The 15,491-nt window shown below is 71.8% G+C and carries 19 protein-coding genes; 12 read left to right on the top strand and 7 right to left on the bottom strand.

The window, feature by feature from the left end; translation table 11 throughout:
- Positions 1 to 59 precede the first annotated feature (59 nt).
- Together ACFHWU_RS14215 and ACFHWU_RS14210 are read left to right on the top strand one after the other, a co-directional pair.
- Positions 60 to 893 (top strand): alpha/beta hydrolase, encoded by an 834-nt coding sequence (locus ACFHWU_RS14215; protein WP_416590766.1) that lies wholly within the window; start codon positions 60 to 62, stop codon positions 891 to 893.
- Positions 890 to 2,107 carry an acyltransferase family protein gene (locus tag ACFHWU_RS14210; protein WP_416590765.1) on the top strand — a complete coding sequence of 406 codons (1,218 nt, stop codon included), beginning with the start codon at positions 890 to 892 and terminating at the stop codon, positions 2,105 to 2,107. Before ACFHWU_RS14215 ends, ACFHWU_RS14210 begins: the two co-directional genes overlap by 4 nt.
- A gap of 215 nt (positions 2,108 to 2,322) precedes the next feature.
- On the opposite strand, the gene ACFHWU_RS14205 is transcribed toward ACFHWU_RS14210, so the two are convergent.
- Genes ACFHWU_RS14205 through ACFHWU_RS14195 form a run of 3 tightly spaced genes read right to left on the bottom strand, consistent with a single transcriptional unit; the run spans position 2,323 to position 5,371 of the window.
- Entirely contained in the window at positions 2,323 to 3,273 is a 951-nt protein-coding gene (locus ACFHWU_RS14205; RefSeq protein WP_416554921.1) for a VWA domain-containing protein, read from the bottom strand.
- Complete coding sequence (locus ACFHWU_RS14200; protein WP_416590786.1) at positions 3,270 to 4,253, bottom strand: DUF58 domain-containing protein; 984 nt, start codon at positions 4,251 to 4,253, stop codon at positions 3,270 to 3,272. The genes ACFHWU_RS14205 and ACFHWU_RS14200 overlap by 4 nt, the downstream gene beginning before the upstream one ends.
- Positions 4,232 to 5,371, bottom strand: a complete 1,140-nt coding sequence (locus ACFHWU_RS14195) for an AAA family ATPase (RefSeq protein ID WP_416554919.1) — start codon at positions 5,369 to 5,371, stop codon at positions 4,232 to 4,234. The genes ACFHWU_RS14200 and ACFHWU_RS14195 overlap by 22 nt, the downstream gene beginning before the upstream one ends.
- Before the next feature lie 318 nt (positions 5,372 to 5,689).
- Here ACFHWU_RS14195 and ACFHWU_RS14190 point away from each other — a divergent pair, with 318 nt between their 5' ends.
- The 3 genes from ACFHWU_RS14190 to ACFHWU_RS14180 are packed head-to-tail and all read left to right on the top strand — an operon-like array spanning position 5,690 to position 7,962.
- Positions 5,690 to 5,914, top strand: a complete 225-nt coding sequence (locus ACFHWU_RS14190; protein ID WP_416554917.1) for a hypothetical protein — start codon at positions 5,690 to 5,692, stop codon at positions 5,912 to 5,914.
- Between the two features lie 18 nt (positions 5,915 to 5,932).
- On the top strand, positions 5,933 to 6,454 hold the full coding sequence (locus tag ACFHWU_RS14185; protein WP_416568356.1) for a PH domain-containing protein: 522 nt from the start codon (positions 5,933 to 5,935) through the stop codon (positions 6,452 to 6,454).
- 35 nt (positions 6,455 to 6,489) lie between these two features.
- Entirely contained in the window at positions 6,490 to 7,962 is a 1,473-nt protein-coding gene (locus ACFHWU_RS14180) for a PH domain-containing protein (RefSeq protein ID WP_416590784.1), read from the top strand.
- 33 nt (positions 7,963 to 7,995) lie between these two features.
- Here ACFHWU_RS14180 and ACFHWU_RS14175 read toward each other — a convergent pair whose 3' ends face one another.
- Both ACFHWU_RS14175 and ACFHWU_RS14170 read right to left on the bottom strand, forming a co-directional pair.
- Positions 7,996 to 8,769 (bottom strand): SIR2 family NAD-dependent protein deacylase, encoded by a 774-nt coding sequence (locus ACFHWU_RS14175; RefSeq protein WP_416590764.1) that lies wholly within the window; start codon positions 8,767 to 8,769, stop codon positions 7,996 to 7,998.
- Between the two features lie 92 nt (positions 8,770 to 8,861).
- A complete protein-coding gene (locus ACFHWU_RS14170) occupies positions 8,862 to 9,335 on the bottom strand; it encodes a hypothetical protein (protein WP_416590763.1) in 474 nt (157 codons plus the stop codon).
- A gap of 165 nt (positions 9,336 to 9,500) precedes the next feature.
- On the opposite strand from ACFHWU_RS14170, the gene ACFHWU_RS14165 reads away from it, so the two are divergent.
- Together ACFHWU_RS14165 and ACFHWU_RS14160 are read left to right on the top strand one after the other, a co-directional pair.
- Positions 9,501 to 10,286, top strand: a complete 786-nt coding sequence (locus ACFHWU_RS14165) for a helix-turn-helix domain-containing protein (protein ID WP_416554910.1) — start codon at positions 9,501 to 9,503, stop codon at positions 10,284 to 10,286.
- Positions 10,277 to 10,465 (top strand): DUF397 domain-containing protein, encoded by a 189-nt coding sequence (locus ACFHWU_RS14160; protein ID WP_416590761.1) that lies wholly within the window; start codon positions 10,277 to 10,279, stop codon positions 10,463 to 10,465. The genes ACFHWU_RS14165 and ACFHWU_RS14160 overlap by 10 nt, the downstream gene beginning before the upstream one ends.
- An 86-nt stretch (positions 10,466 to 10,551) precedes the next feature.
- Here the strand turns inward: ACFHWU_RS14160 and ACFHWU_RS14155 are convergent, their stop codons facing one another.
- A complete protein-coding gene (locus tag ACFHWU_RS14155; RefSeq protein ID WP_416590759.1) occupies positions 10,552 to 11,700 on the bottom strand; it encodes an MFS transporter in 1,149 nt (382 codons plus the stop codon).
- Positions 11,701 to 11,778: 78 nt separating this feature from the next.
- On the opposite strand from ACFHWU_RS14155, the gene ACFHWU_RS14150 reads away from it, so the two are divergent.
- The 4 genes from ACFHWU_RS14150 to ACFHWU_RS14135 all read left to right on the top strand — a co-directional run bounded on the left by ACFHWU_RS14150 (position 11,779) and on the right by ACFHWU_RS14135 (position 13,610).
- Positions 11,779 to 11,901: a hypothetical protein gene (locus tag ACFHWU_RS14150; RefSeq protein ID WP_416554902.1), complete on the top strand. Its 123-nt coding sequence runs from the start codon at positions 11,779 to 11,781 to the stop codon at positions 11,899 to 11,901.
- A 154-nt stretch (positions 11,902 to 12,055) separates the two neighbouring features.
- Positions 12,056 to 12,316, top strand: a complete 261-nt coding sequence (locus tag ACFHWU_RS14145; RefSeq protein WP_416554900.1) for a substrate-binding domain-containing protein — start codon at positions 12,056 to 12,058, stop codon at positions 12,314 to 12,316.
- Between the two features lie 11 nt (positions 12,317 to 12,327).
- Positions 12,328 to 12,783, top strand: coding sequence for a thioesterase family protein (locus tag ACFHWU_RS14140; RefSeq protein WP_416590757.1), 456 nt, complete (start codon positions 12,328 to 12,330; stop codon positions 12,781 to 12,783).
- Complete coding sequence (locus ACFHWU_RS14135; RefSeq protein ID WP_416590755.1) at positions 12,780 to 13,610, top strand: MBL fold metallo-hydrolase; 831 nt, start codon at positions 12,780 to 12,782, stop codon at positions 13,608 to 13,610. The genes ACFHWU_RS14140 and ACFHWU_RS14135 overlap by 4 nt, the downstream gene beginning before the upstream one ends.
- On the opposite strand, the gene ACFHWU_RS14130 is transcribed toward ACFHWU_RS14135, so the two are convergent.
- Positions 13,583 to 14,077, bottom strand: coding sequence for an RrF2 family transcriptional regulator (locus ACFHWU_RS14130; protein ID WP_416554897.1), 495 nt, complete (start codon positions 14,075 to 14,077; stop codon positions 13,583 to 13,585). The two genes, ACFHWU_RS14135 and ACFHWU_RS14130, sit on opposite strands and share 28 nt — an antisense overlap.
- A 130-nt stretch (positions 14,078 to 14,207) precedes the next feature.
- Here ACFHWU_RS14130 and ACFHWU_RS14125 point away from each other — a divergent pair, with 130 nt between their 5' ends.
- Positions 14,208 to 15,458, top strand: coding sequence for a globin domain-containing protein (locus ACFHWU_RS14125; protein WP_416554895.1), 1,251 nt, complete (start codon positions 14,208 to 14,210; stop codon positions 15,456 to 15,458).
- The last annotated feature ends 33 nt before the right edge of the window (positions 15,459 to 15,491 follow it).

Below are 15,491 nucleotides of genomic sequence, written 5' to 3'. Positions count from 1 at the left end.
GTGGCTTCTGGCTCCACGGCACGACGCGCGCCCATACACCGACACCGCAGGCTGTCGGCATGCGTATCCGCCTGATCGCTCTCGCCACGTTGTGTGGCGCCGCACTGGCCACCGTGCCGGCCGACCACGGCGACCTGCTGCCGGTCACCGCCGGACGGCAGTTCCTGGCCTTCGACACCACCGGGGACGGCACCGCCGTCGAGGTGGTCGGCCACCTGCCGACCGCCCGCCGGATCACGGTGCTGGTACCGGGAACGGACAACACCCTGGCCACCTTCGACCGCGGGCTCGGTGGATTCACCCACCGCGCACCGGCGGTGCAGGCCCGGGTGCTGTACGGGGCGGCGCACCGCCGTGAGCCGCGTACCGCGGTCATCGCCTGGCTCGGCTACGACGCGCCGGAAGGATTCGGGCCGTCGGCGCTGCGGTCGGACCGGGCCCGCGCTGGTGCTGTCGAGCTGGTCCGGTTCCTCGCCGAAGTGTGCCGACAGCAGCCGGACGCCACCGTCGTAGTCGTCGGGCACAGCTACGGCGCACTCGTCACCGGACGGGCGGCGGCGGACCTGGCCGACTGCGTCACCGATCTGGTCGCGCTCGGCGCTCCGGGCATGGGCGCGTCACACGTCGACGAGCTCGCCACCGGCGCCCGGGTGTGGAGCGCCACCGCCGACGGTGACTGGATCAGTTGGGTGCCGCAGGTACGGCTGGCCGGATTCGGCCACGGAACGTCCCCGGCGGACCCGTCCTTCGGTGCCCGGCCGCTGCCGGCCGAGAGGGTCGACGGCCACGATGGCTATCTACGGCCCGGCAGCGACACGCTCAAGGCCCTCGCAGACCTGGTCACCGCCGACCCGGACCGGTCCGGCACGCAGGCCATATCGGTGGCCCGGTGAACGGGGCGCAGACGGTGGTGGCGACCAGGACACAGCGTGACCCGGTCATCGATCTGATCCGGGCGTTCGCCATCGTCGGAGTCGTCGGCGGACACTGGTGGGTAACCGCGCTACTGCTGGACGACGACGGCGTACTGGTCGCGGCCAGCCCGCTGGTCGACCTGGCCTGGCTGAGTCCGCTGACCTGGCTGGCGCAGACTCTCGGCCTGCTGTTCTTCGCGGCCGGGTTCGCCGCCGCGCGGACCACCCAGCGAACCGGCTCCGGCGGGACCGGCGGCTTCTGGCGTGGCTGGCCCCGGGCGCTCGGCGGCCCGCTGTCGGGGCTGGCCGGCTGCCTGGCGCTGGCGCTGCTCGTCGGCTATCTCGTCGGCGCGCCCACCGGCACCCTGCTGACCGTCGCGAAGCTCACGATCAGTCCCTTGTGGTTCCTGGTCGTGCTGCTGATCCTGCGGGCGGTCGGCGGGCCACTGCGCCGCGCCATCCGGCAGAGCCCGGAGCAGGCGTTCGTGATCGTCACGCCGGTGATCATGGCGGCGGTCACCACGGTCACCGCCACCGACGCCGGGCACCTGCCGTCGGCGCTCGCCGTACTCGCTGCCTGGTTGTTGCCCTTCCTCGCCGGCATGGTGATGGCCGAGTACGGTCCTCCGCCGGCCCGGTGGGCGTTGGGGATGACCGTCGGCGGCGTGGCGCTGCTGCTCGCCCTGACCGTCGTCGGCGGGTACCCGGCCAGTGCGGTGGGCGTACCGGGGCAGATCACGTCGAACCTGGACCCGCCGTCGCTGGCGACCCTGGCGTCGGTGGCGGCGCAGATCGGTGCCGCCGCGCTGATTATCAGGTGGCTGCGTGGTCGGATCGACACCACCGCCCGATGGTGGGCACCGATCGCCGGGATCAACCGGCACGCGCTGGGCATCTACCTGTGGCACCAGCCGGTGCTGGTCGGGTTGACGTTCATCGCGCTGTGGATCGCCGGCGGCACCGCCGTCGCCGGGGTGCACACCCGGCCCGACGATGCCGGATGGCTGGCCGACCGGGCCGTCTACCTGCCGCTTCTCGCCATCGGTCTCGCAGCGATGCTGCGGATTGTGCCGACCCGGCCGCCCGGGTGTACGCTCTGGCCCGGTTCAACGGCCGGACGACCTACGGAGGTGATCCCTGTGCGAGATAGCGATCCTCCCAGTCGCCGCCGGGCCGCCGGCCCACCACACTGATCCGGTGTGGCTCCGGTGCGCCCGCGCGACTCACCCGTGTCGCCCGTCAGCCCGCCTGCCGGTCGCCCCGCCAGGGGTGCCCACCCGTCGCCGGAGCCAGTCCCATGAACCGTTACGTCGCGCCGCTAGGATTCACCCTCGCCGCAGTCTGGATCGCCGTCATCTTCGTACTGGCCAGCGGCGCCCGGTGAGACGCGGTGCCGCTGATCGTTCGGTCACGGCAAGCGTGAGGTCCACAGCAGACTCAGCACGGCGGCACCCAGCGCCAGCAGCAACGCCAGGGCTGCGTACCACTGGGTTATCTCCCGCGGCACGGTCCGCTGACCGATCGACGATCCCATGTCCTCGTACACCTGGTTGAGCTCGCCCACCGACGCCGCCTCGTAGAAGTAGCCGTTGGTCGCCTCGGCCAGCTCGGCCAGCGCGAACCGGTCCACCGGCACCCGCTGCACCTGGTTGCCGATCTGCACCTGGCCGTCGTCGGTGCCGAACGCGATCGTCGACACCGGTACGTTGGCCGCCGACGCCGACGCAGCGGCCTCCTCGACCGACCGGCCCGAGGTGCGGTAGCCGTCCGACAGCAGCACGATCCGGGCCGGCGGCGGACCCTGCGCGCCGTCGGTCGGCACCAGCCGGATCGCCTCCAACGAGGTGAACACCGCCTCGCCGGTGGCGGTGGCCTCGGCCAGCACCAGACCGTCGATCGCCTGGGACACCGCAGCCCGGTCCTTGGTCGGCGAGACCAGCACGTTCGCCGACTTGGCAAACGCGACCAGCCCGATGTTGTAGCCCTCCGGCAGCTCAGCGACGAACTCCTTCGCCGCCTGCTGGGCCGCCTCGATCCGGCTGGGAGTCACATCGTCGGCCTCCATCGACAGCGACACGTCGATGGCGAGCATGACGGTGGCCCGCTCCAGCGACTCCTCGGTGTCGATCGACGGCCGGGCCAGCGCCGACGCCAGCACCAGCAGGCTGAGCAGGAACGCCCCGGCGGCCAGGTGACGGCGCCAGCCCAGACCACGCGGAGCCAGCGTACGCAGCAGGTCCACGTTGGTGAACCGGACCGCGTACGCCTTGCGGCGGAACTGACGCCACACGTACATCCCGGCGATCGCCAGAACCGGCAGCAGGGCGAGCAGCCACCAGGGCTGCAGGAAACGGATCATCGAGCTTCGCTTTCCGGGCGCGGGGTGGGGGCCGGGCGGGCGATGCCACGGGTACGGGCGTGCCGCTGCCCGGCGACGAACCGGACGATGTCCAGCAGCCAGTCCGAGTCGGTCCGCAGCCGCAGGTGGGCCGCGCCGGCACCGCGCAGAGTCTGCGCGATCGCCGCCCGCTGGGCCCCGGCCGCCTCGGCGTACCGCCGGCGCAGCCGGGGATCTGCGGTCTGCACCTCGTGCAGCGTGCCGGTCTCCGGGTCGGCCAGGGTCAGCACGCCGGCGTCGGGCAGCTCCAGCTCACGCGGATCGACCACCTCGACGGCGAGGACGTCGTGCCGGACGGCGAGTTTGCGGACCGGCCGGCCCCACTGCTGCGGCGGGGCCAGGAAATCGGAGATCACCACGGCGACACCGCGGCGACGCGGCGGCCGGTTCAGCATGTCGATCAGGGCACCGAGGTCGCTGCGGCCGGGTCGGGACTGGGTGCCGGCGATCGCCCGCAGCAGCCCGTGCGCCTCCTTACGGCCGGTCCGCGCCGGCAGCCGGGTGAGGACGCCGCCGAGCGCCGGATCACCGGTGCCGATCACCGCGCCGACCCGGTTGCCGCCCCGCGCGGTCAGGTACACCATCGCCGCCGCCGCCGAGACGGCCAGGTCCCGTTTGAGGCACCGGGCGGTGCCGAAGTCCAGGCTGGCCGACAGGTCCACCGCCACCCAGGCTTCCAGCTCCCGGTCGGCGACGGTACGCCGAACGTGCGGCACGGTGGTCCGGGCCGTCACCGGCCAGTCCATCCGGCGTACGTCGTCACCGGGCCGGTACTCGGTCGACTCACCGGCCTCGCTGCCCGGACCGGGCAGCAGCCCCACGTAGTCGCCCTGCAGCAGGCCGTCGAGCTTGCGGGTGACGGTCAGGTAGAGCCGGGACAGCACCGCCTCCGCCCGGCCCGAGCTCGGCACCGCAGCGGTCACTGCGACTGCCCGGGCCAGCCGGCGCCACCGGGCGGGCCGGGCACCGCGGCGGCCGGCGCGGCATGTCCCATCGGTCCCACCGGCTGCGGCGTCGCGTTCTGCCGGGGAGCGACCGACGGCAGCGGCACCATCTGCATGATCCGCCCGACGACGTGGTCGGCGGGCACGTCGTCGGCGAGCGCGTCGTAGCTGAGCACCAGCCGGTGACGCAGGATGTCCGGGGCGATGTCCTGCACGTCCTGCGGCAACGCGTAGTCGCGCCCGCGCAGCAGCGCCAATGCCCGGCTGGCCCGTACGATGCCCAGCGAGGCACGCGGGCTGGCTCCGTACTGGATCAGCTGCGCGACGTCCGGCATGCCGTGCTCGGCCGGCGCCCGGGTGGCCAGCACCAGGCGTACGGTGTAGTCGACCAGGGCGTTGTGCACGAACACCTTGTCCGCCTTGCGCTGCAGGTCGACCAGGTCGGTGGGCTTGAAGACGACGCTCGGCTGCGGCGCCTCCACCCCCATCCGGTAGACGATCTCCCGCTCCTCCGCGTCGGTCGGATAGCCCACCACGATCTTCATCAGGAACCGGTCGCGCTGGGCCTCCGGCAGCGGGTAGACGCCCTCCTGCTCAATCGGGTTCTGGGTGGCCATCACCAGAAACGGATCCGGTACCGGGTGCGTCTGCCCGCCCAGCGACACCTGCCGCTCGCTCATCACCTCGAGCAGCGCCGACTGCACCTTTGCCGGCGCGCGGTTGATCTCGTCGGCGAGCAGGAAGTTGACGAACACCGGCCCGAGCTCGATGTCGAACTTCTCGCTGGACTGCCGGTAGATCCGGGTGCCGACCAGGTCGGCGGGGACCAGGTCGGGGGTGAACTGGATCCGGGCGAACGAACCACCGACGACGGTGGCCAGGGTCTCCACGGCGAGCGTCTTCGCCACCCCCGGGACGCCTTCGAGTAGGCAGTGACCTCGGGCGAGCAGCGCGACGAACATTCGCTCAACCATCCGGTCCTGACCGACGATGACCCGTTTGACCTCGAACATCGCCCGCTCGAGCAGGGTCGCGTCGATGGCCGGTGTCGCCTCGGGGGGCGACGGCGGCGCAGCGGTCGGTGTCGACGATTCGGGCGTGGTCGGCTGGGCCACCGGTCCTCCACAGCGTGCTCTGGCGTCGTCAGGGTTCTGGCGTCGTCGGGTCGAAAAGGTCGTGCCGCACTAAGCGTCGCACGCCGGTCCGAACCGGCGGGCAGGGGCTGAGAAAGCACCGCCCGGTGGGTAGACACGAGGGGGATCGGCGTGTGTACGATTCAGCCGTCGCCGGGCGGCTTCCCCCGTGGCCGCCCGGCGCTCACTCCTTCAGGTGCGTGCCGCCCCTGTCCTGGTGCCTTCCCGGCCTGCTCCCAGCCTCGTCTGGCGCCTTCCTGCCTAGCGCCGCCTCGCCTGGTACCGACCTAGACTCGTACCGTGGCCGCACCCCCCGATTCCGCCGACACCGCACCGGGCGAGCAGTTGACCTGCTCCGCCAAGGGCTGCCGTGCCCCGGCGATCTGGGCGCTCAACTGGAACAATCCCCGGCTGCACCAGCCCGAACGCCGCAAAACCTGGCTGGCCTGCGCCGACCACCGGGACCGGCTCGGCGACTTCCTGCACGTACGCGGATTTCTCCGCGACGTGGCACCGCTTGGCTGATCGCCTACGCTCGTAAGGGTGACCGAACAGTCCGCCGCACCCGCAGCCCCGATCAGCCCGTTGGAGCCCTGGCCGGAGACGGTGCAGTGGCAGCCTGTCTCCCGTGACCTGGTCTGGGTGGAGCTGATCCGGCTCGCCATCGGGATGAGTTTCCTGCTCGTCGGGCTCGGCATCGGCTGGGCGATCACCGGCTTCTGGTTCGTCGGCGTCGGCTTCGCCGCCGCCGTGCTGCTCACCGTGCTGCGGGTGGTGGCGACGGTACGGGCCGTCTACGCCTGGGGGTACGCCGAACGCGACGACGACCTGCTGGTGCGGCACGGGCTGCTGGTCCGCCGGATGTCGATCGTCCCGTACGCCCGGATGCAGTTCGTCGACGTCTCCGCCGGCCCGCTGGAGCGGGCCTTCGACCTGGCGACCGTGCAGTTGCATACGGCCGCGGCAGCCAGCGACGCCCGGGTGCCCGGGCTGCGGCCCGCCGAGGCGTCCCGGCTACGGGACCGGCTCACCGCGCTCGGCGAGATCCGGGCGGAGGGTCTGTGAGCCAGCCGCACGAACCGGTCCTGCCGCCGCACCCGCTGCCCGGCCAGGCCTACCCGCTGCCCGGCCAGCCGTACCCGCCGTACCCGCCGCCCGGCCCGGTCGAGGAGCCCCGCCAGCGGCTGCATCCGCTGAGCCCGATCCTCAAGGGCAGCAGGGCGCTCGTGGTGATCATCGCCGGCCTGTCCTGGCAGACGCTCGGCCGGGTCGGTTTCGGCCGCTTCGCGCTGCTGGTCGTGCTGTGCCTGCTCGGCTACCTGGCGGTGGCGGTGATCAGCTGGTACAACACCGGCTACCACGTGGTCGGCCGTGAGCTGCGAATTCACGAAGGTCTGCTGTGGCGGCGGACCCGTGCCATCCCGCTGGAGCGGCTGCAGGCCGTCGAAGTGGTCCGGCCACTGCTCGCCCAGCTGACCGGTCTGGCCGAGCTGCGGCTCGAAGTGGTCGGCGGCGGCCAGACCGAGGCGCCGCTGGCGTACCTGACCGTCGCCGACGCCGCCGCGCTGCGGGCCCGGCTGCTGGCGCTCGCCGGCCGCGCCGGCCGCGCCGGGCCGGCACCGGACGCGACAGCCCCCGGCGGGACGGCACCGCCGCCGGACGGCGCCCCGGCCGGCCTGCCCGACCCATCGGCGCCGCCACCCGGCCGGCTGCTGCACACCGTGGTCAACCGGGACCTGCTGATCAGCCAGCTGCTCACCCCGCAGACCATGTTCCTGCCGTTCGGTGTCGCGTTCGTGATCGCCCAGTTCGCGATGGACGCCACCTGGTCGTTCGTGGCGGTCGCCAGCACCCTGACCGCCACCGCCGGGGTGATCCTGCAGCCGATCCGGCGGGTGCTCAGCGACTGGAACTTCCGGCTGGCCCGCGACGAGGTGGGTCTGCGGGTCCGGCACGGGCTGACCGAGACCCGGTCGCAGACCGTACCGCTGCACCGGATTCAGGCGATCGGGGCGACCTGGCCACTGCTGTGGCGGGGAAAGAAGTGGCTGCGGATGCGGCTGCACGTCGCCGGCTACGCCGCACCGGACGGGCAGGGCGGCGGCACCCAGTCCGACCAGTTGCTGCCGGTCGGCGTACTGTCCACCGCCAACCACATCCTCGCCGACGTGCTGCCCGGCATCGCGCTCGACGCGCTGCCGATGACGCCGCCGCCGCGCCGTGCCCGCTGGCTCAACCCGCTGGTGCAGCCGAAGCTCGGTGCCGGGCTTGCCGACGACGTGTTCAACGTCCGCGGCGGGCTGCTGACCCGGCAGATGCTGGTCGTGCCGTACGCGCGGATGCAGAGCATACGGGTGGTGCGCGGGCCGTTGCAGCGGCTGCTCGGGTTGGCCACCGTGTACGCCGACACCGCCGGTGGGCCGAGCGCCGCCGCCAAGGACCGGGACGTGGCCGAGGCATGGTGGCTGGCGGCGGAGCTGAGCGACCGGGCCCGCGCCGCCCGTAGCACGCCGGCTGAGCCTCGGCCGTCGGCTGAGCCAGCCGCACCGGCCGAGCCACCGCCGTCGATCTAGAAGAATTGTGGTCGATATACCGGCCAAATCCTTCTAGATCAGCTGCCGGACGAGTGCGGGCAGCACCGTACCGATGGGTTCGCGCAGCACCGCGTCGGCGATCGGGTCGTACGGCGTCGCCGCCGCGTTGACGATCACCACCCGGGTGCCGGCTTCGGCAGCGATCTCCACCAGCCCGGCGGCCGGCTGCACGGTCAGCGACGTCCCGACGGCGAGCAGCAGGTCGCAGCGTTCGGCGGCACGCACCGCCCGGCGCAGGGTAGGCCCGTGCAGCGACTGGCCGAACGAGATCGTCGCCGCCTTCAGGATGCCGCCGCACAAGCGGCAGTCCGGGTCGTCCTCACCGGCGGCCACCCGGGCCAGCGCCTCGTCCATGCCGGTCCGGTCGTCGCAGCTCAGGCACTCGACCTCGGAAATGGTGCCGTGGATCTCGATCACCTTGTCCGGGCTGTTGCCGGCGCGTTGGTGCAGGCCGTCGATGTTCTGGGTGACGATCGCGGCGAGCCGGCCGGACCGCTCCAACTCCACCAGGCTCGCGTGGCCGCCGTTCGGCTGTGCAGACCAGGCCGGATGGTCCCGGCGGCCGATCCAGGACCGCCGCCGCACCGCCGGGTCGGCGACGTACGCGTCGAGGGTGAACAGCTTGGCCGCCTCCGGGTCCCGGGTCCAGACGCCGTTGGGGCCCCGGAAGTCGGGTATCCCGGAGTCGGTGGAGATGCCGGCTCCGGTCAGCACCAGGATGTCCCGGGCTGCGGCCAGCCACTGCACCACCTCGTCGGCAGGTGTCGCGCTCGATCGGTCGGACATGTCCCCGACGGTAACCGCCGTTCGCGGCGTCGGCCGCCGCGATCCCTGCGGGCGAGGGCGAGCCGCGTCCACCGCAGGTGCCGATCGCCGGGTCACCCGTCACCGTCGTCGTCCGGCTCGCCGGCCGGCATCAGCCCGGACAGGTGCAGCACAGCCCGGATGCGCCGGGCGGAGCTCGCGTCCCACCGGTTCAGAATGGCGAGTGCCTGCAGGAACGGTCGACACGGTGCCGGGATGCCGCCGCACCGGTGACACTCCCCGGTGGTGCGGTTCGGGATGTGGGTCCGAGCGGTGGAGTTCGCATCATGGACGACTCGGGCCAGCTCCGGTGACCAGGTAGGGTCGCCGCCTCGCGCCGGGTCGTCCAGGACGCCAGCGGGAGTTGGCGCGACGCCGCGTCCCCCGGCGAGCTGGAAACGGTCGTCCTGGTCCGGATCTGTCTCCCCCGGGTTGCGCTTCGGCAGCGGCGGCCGGTTCGGTGTCGGATCGACGTTCCGCGGCACGCCGATCGAGGTGTAGCGGGCCAGCCTCGGCGTCCCACCGATCCCGTCGTTTCTGATCATCATTACCCCCTCGGATCGATTACGAACAGCGTGTATCTTTTTGCTGAGTTCCACCCTGGATCGCTGACGATGCTCAATGAAAGAAGGCGTTAGACACAGGGAATGTACGTGCTGTCCAGGCCAGCAAGAGATCAACAAGTTCGAGTGATTTGAGGGATGTGAAGGTCTATGGCTGGGAACGATTATCTGATATCGGAGCTACGCCGGCTGCGCGAGTCGTTCGGGCTGACCCAGGATGCGTGGGCCGACCGAATCCACTTCTCGGCGAAACACGTGGGTGCCATCGAGCGCGGCGAGCGACCCGCGCTGCCGGACTACCTGAAGGCCGGCGACAAGGTGTTCGGCACCGCGCTGGTCAGGTTCTATCGGGAGTTCGTCCGGGGCGACTGGACACCCGTGTGGTACCGACCGTTCGTCGAGTACGAAGGTCGGGCGACCCTGCTGCGGATCTACCATCCGACGCTGATCCCCGGACTGCTGCAAACCGAGGCGTACGCACGCGCTCTCCTACCGGCGATGAACGTCCCGGCCGAGGACGTCGAACAGACGCTCGCGGCACGGCTGGACCGGCAAGAGATCATCACCCGAACCACCAGCCCCTGCCGCCTGGTCGTGATACTCGACGAAATGGCGATCCGCCGCACCTCCGGCGGGCCGGAAGTGATGCGCGAGCAGCTCAAAGCACTGACGGAGGTGGGCGATCGACCGAATGTACAGATCCACGTGGTGCCACTGGCCACCCCGGCGTATGTCGGGATGTACGGCCCGATCGTCCTAGCCTCGGTTGAGGGTCGCACAGTTGGCTTCCTCGAAGGCCACCAGGAAGGCCGGGTGGTGGAGTCGCCCGACCGCACCGCGAGCCTGGAGAGCGACTGGGAGTCGATCCGGCAGTACGCTCTACCCTGCGCGCAGTCGCTCGAACTGATCACGAAGGCGGGAGAGACATGGACCTGACCAAGCCTCGTTGGCGTAAGAGCACCAAGTCCGACACAGGGGCCTGCGTCGAGGTGGCCGACAACGTCGCCGGGCGCGTCCTCGTACGGGACACCAAGGACCGCGACGGCGCGATGCTGACCTTCGGACCGACCGCGTGGCAGTCCTTCGTGTCGACGGCCGCCGCCCTGAAGCCCTGAGCCATCGGACAGCGCCAAGTCGGCCGTAGGCCGGACAACCCAGCCTTCGGCTCCGCTCTCACGGTTGGAGCCGAGGCTGGGTCGACCTATTGGGCTGCGGTGCTCTCGTTCTCCGGCAGCTGGTCCGTCGCCCGCAGCGGCGACAGCAGGGCCGGCAGGAAGGCGGCGGTCATCCCGGCCGTGCCGATCCACAGTACGGCGGACGCCCCGAACAGGCCGCCGAGCGCACCGCCGAGCAGCGCCGCGACCGGCATGCTGCCCCACTGGACGAACCGGACCGTGGCGCCGCTCATCCGCCCGAGTAGCCGGTCCGGGGTTACCCGCTGTTGCAGGCCGGCCTGTGCGATCAGCCGGACCACGCCACCGAAGGACAGCAGGGCCAACCCGGCCACGGTGAGCCAGCGGGGTACGCCGGTTGCGGTGGCCGGCAGCAGCGCAGCGGCCGGTGCGGTGCACAGTGGTGCCAACCAGATCGCCGGACCCGGGCCGATCCTGGCGATCAGCCGGCCGGCCAGCAACGCGCCGACGAACCCACCGCAGGCCATCGCCGAGAGCACCGAGCCGATGCCAGACGTACTCAGATCCAGATCGGTTGCTTCCGGCCGCACCACCTCGACGGTACGGATTCGCAGCGTGCCGAGCGCGGACAACAGCATCCCGGCGGCGCTCACGATCAGCGTGAGCGGTGCACCGAGCCAGCCGACCGGGGGACCCGCCAGACCGGGGCCGCTGATGCTGACGGCGGAACGGGCCGCAGCGATCCTGCTGTTCGCCTCGACCAGGTGGTCACGACCGACCAACGTAGGGACATAGCTTGTATATCCGACCTCAAACAGTACGGTCAGCAGTCCGTGGCCGAGAGCAATCGCGTACAGCAGCCAGATCGACAGCGCATCGGCCCACCAGGCCAGCGGTAGCGTCATCAGCAGCGCGGCCCGGAGCAAATCCGTGTTGACCATCACCGGGCGCTTGCGCCACCGGTCGACCCACGCACCCGCCGGCAGCCCGATCAGCAGCGACCCGGCCGTGGTCATCGCGGTCAGCACGCCGACCTCGAACTCGTCCGCGTCCAGCCAGAGGATCGCCACCAGCGGCAGCGCGAGGTAGACGAACCGATCGGCGAGTTGCCCGGCGACGGTCGCACCGAAGATCCATCGGAAATGGTCACCGGAGGCGCCCGGGGAATCGGTCGCGCGATCGCAGAACGCCTCGCCGACGGGGGTCAGACGGCGCAACGGGCGGCGGCCACCGCCGAGTCCGCCGGTCCGCTGCTCGGTTGGGTCAACAACGCTGCGGTCCTCGCTGACGCGGGTATGAGTGACGCGTCGGCGGCCCGAATCCTGGACGTGATCTCCACCAACCTGGCCTTGGCGGTCGCCGGCTGCCACGTCGCGGTCAACCACTTCCTGACGCAGGGCGTAGCGGGGCCATCGTGAACGTCTCGTCCCACCAGGCCCAGCGCCCGGTCCGCAGAGCGCTGCCCTACGCGACCGTGACGGCGGTGGTGCGTTCGATGTGTTCGAACGGCCAAGCGCGGTGGTCCACCCGTGCAAGTTGTGCGAACCCGCCTGACCGTGCTGGGGAGATGTGGTGGTCGTCGAGGAGGGACGGTACGCCAACCCGAGCCTGACCAGTATCTCCCCGGACAAGGCGGCGGTCGCCCGGCTGGCGGTCCGACGGCTCGTCGACCGGATCGAAGGGCGTCCGCTCCGGCCGCCGTACGACGTGCAGACCCGTTCACACTGGCGGTCCGGCAGAGCACCGCCGGGGACGGCCCGGACGGCAGCGGTGACCCGGACGCGGCCGGCGCGCGGTCCGGCTTTCGTGGTTCGACGCAGGTCGAGCACCTAGGCTGATTGGTCATGGGACACATGCCGGAAAACAGTTTGCGCCCGGGTGCCACCGCCCGGGTCGAGCTGACCGTGACCGATTCCGACACCGCCCAGACGGTCGGCTCGGGCGACGTACCGGTCCTCGGTACGCCGCGGCTGCTCGCGCTGGCCGAGGCGGCGACGGTCGCCGCCACCGCCACCGGGCTGCCACCCGGCATGACCACCGTCGGCACCCGGGTCGAGCTGGACCACCGGGCGGCGACCCCGGTCGGCCGTACGGTGGCCGCGATGGCCCGGCTGACCGAGGTCGACGGGCGGCGGCTGGTCTTCGAGGTGGTGGTGTTCGAGGGGAGTACGACCGTCGCGCAGGGCCGCATCGAGCGGGCTCTGGTCGACCGGCACCGGTTCGTCGAGCGGGCCTTTGACCGCACGCCGGCGCCACGCGTCGGCGACGACCCCACCGGTGAGCGGGCAGTCTCCGGATGAGCGCCCGGTTCGTCGAGGTCGGCGACCGGGTGTACGTGCTGCGCCGGACCCGGCTCGACGTCAACTCGACGCTGGTCGTCGGCGCGGCCGCCGCCGTGCTCGTCGACACCGGCGCTACGCCGGCCGAGGCCGCCGAGCTGGTCGAGGCGGCCCGACGGATCACCCACCTACCGTGGTCGGTGGTGAACACCCATCACCACTTCGACCACTGCTTCGGCAACCAGGTGGCCGCCGGGGATCCGCCCGCGCCGGTGTGGGCCCATCAGGAGGCGGTCCGGCTGCTGGCCCGCCCGGTCGAGGTGGTCCGCGACGAGGCGTACCGCGAAATGATCGGCCACGATCCGCTGCTGGCCGAGCAGCTCAGCCACGCGGTGGTTCACCCACCGGACCGTACGGTGACCCGCGCCGCGACGCTCGACCTGGGCGGCCGGGCGGTCGAGCTGTGGCATCCCGGGCGCGGGCACACCATCGGCGACCTGGTGGTGCACATCCCGGACGCGGACCTGCTGGTCGCCGGTGACCTGGTCGAGCAGGGTGCCCCACCGTCGTTCGACGACGCGTACCCGCTGGAGTGGCCGGACACCCTGGCGGCGGTGCTGCGGCGGCTCGGCCCGGTCAGTGTCGTGGTGCCGGGCCACGGCGCCTGCGTCGGTGTCGACTTCGTCCGGGCCCAGCACGCCGAGCTGGTGGCGTTGGAGTGGCTGATCCGCGACGGACACGCCGACGGCGCGCCGCCGGCACGGGTCGCCGCACGGGCACCGTTCGGGCCGCGGGCGGCGGGCACCGCGATCGTCCGCGGCTACGCCGAACTGTCCAACCGGGCCTGACCGCCCTCGGCTCGGCCGTCGAGGGCTGGCGACGCTGGCCCGGGGCCGATGCTGAGGAGTATGGGCAGTGGACCGGCGTCGACGTCGACCAGGTCACCGAGACGGATCTCGTCGAGCGCGGTGAGGAAAGCCGCGCGGGCCCGGCGCAGCTCGACCCGCAACCGGCAGCCGGCGCGCAGCGGGCAGGCCGGCTGTTCGCAGGAGACGACCTCACCGTCGCCTTCGAATGCCCTTACCACCTGGGCCACGGTCATCTCGGCGGCGGCTGGGGCGAACGCGGTGCCGCCTGCCCGGCCCCGCACGGTGACCAGAACGCCGAGCCGCTGCAACCGTTGCACGACCTTGGCGACGTGGCTGCGCGGCAGGGCGAGCCGGGCGGCCAGGTCGTCCACCGTGGTACGGGTGCGGGATGCGGCGGCGAACATGGCGACCCGTAACGCCATGTCCGTGGACCGGTTGAGCTTCACGTCCCGACCCTAATCAGCCACGGCAGACCGGCAGGCCCGGCGCGGTGTGAACGGGCTCGGGACCAATGGCCCTAAAGAGGAGTCACAGATTCCTGTTTAGTGACGTCGTACCCGTTCAATGCCCAAAGGAGTGATTGTGCTCTCGGAGTCCTCAGCAGCGGTGGTGACCGCGACCCTGCCCGCCGTGCAGGCCCACGGCGAGGCCATCACCAGCCGGTTCTACCAGCGGATGTTCGCCGCCCATCCGGAGCTGCTGGATCTGTTCAACCGGGGTAACCAGGCGACCGGCCGCCAGCAGGCGGCGCTGGCCACCGCAGTGGTCGCCTACGCCGAGCACCTGACCGGGCGCAGCACGCTGCCCTGGGCGCCGATTCTGGACCGGATCGCGCACAAGCACGCCTCGCTCGGCATCACCGCCACCCAGTATCCGATCGTCGGACGGCATCTGCTCGCCGCCGTCGCCGAGGTGCTCGGCGATGCCGTGACGCCCGAGGTCGCGGCGGCGTGGGACGAGGTCTACTGGTTGCTGGCCTGCGAGCTGATCGCCCGGGAGGCCCGGCTGTACACCGTCGCCGGCCTTCCCTTGCGGGCCGGTGCCGGCTGGCGGCCGTGGCGGGTCGTCGAGAAGGTTCCGGAGACCGCCGACGTCGTGTCGCTGATCCTGGCCCCGGCCGACGGCGACGCGGCACCCACCTTCACGCCCGGTCAGTACGTCTCGGTCGCGGTCGATCTGGGAGGCGGACAGGGACAGCAGATCCGTCAGTACAGTCTGTCCGGTCGGCCCGGTGCCGTCACCTGGCGGATCACCGTCAAACGGCTCCGGGGCGGGGCCGGCGCGGCGGGTGGGTCAGCCGGGTCGCCGGCACCGGACGGGACGGTCTCCAGCCAACTGCACGACCGGACCGCCGTCGGTGACGTCCTGCGGCTGAGCCCGGCGTTCGGCGAGGTCAGCTCGATTGGCGACACCGGCGCGCCGCTGCTGCTGGTCAGTGCCGGAATCGGCGTCACCCCGGCGATGGCGGCCCTCGCCCAGCTGAGCACGGTCGCGCCGGCCCGCGAGGTGGTGCTGGTGCACGCCGACCGGTCGGCGACCGCGCACCCGCTGCGCCACGAGTTGCCGGAGCTCCAGCAGCGGCTGCCCAACCTGTCGGTGCACCTGTGGTACGAGGACGCCACCGACGGCGAGAGTGTCGGGCTGAAGGCGACCCTCCACGCCGGGCGGGTGGATCCGGCGCTGATCCCGCTCACGCCGGGAGCCTGGGCGCACCTGTGCGGGCCGGTGCCGTTCATGGCGCAGGTCCGCAGCGGGCTGCGCGACCGAGGCCTGCCGGTGGACCGGATCGCGTACGAGGTGTTCGGTCCGGGCATGCTCAGCGGCTGACCGGCTGAGCACCGGCGGTTTGGGCCGTGACGC

The organism is Micromonospora sp. LOL_015 (assembly GCF_048060275.1).
In the GTDB taxonomy this organism is placed as follows: domain Bacteria; phylum Actinomycetota; class Actinomycetes; order Mycobacteriales; family Micromonosporaceae; genus Micromonospora_E.
The sequence above is the reverse complement of the archived record's forward strand: the minus strand, read 5'-3'. Positions and strand labels throughout refer to the sequence as shown.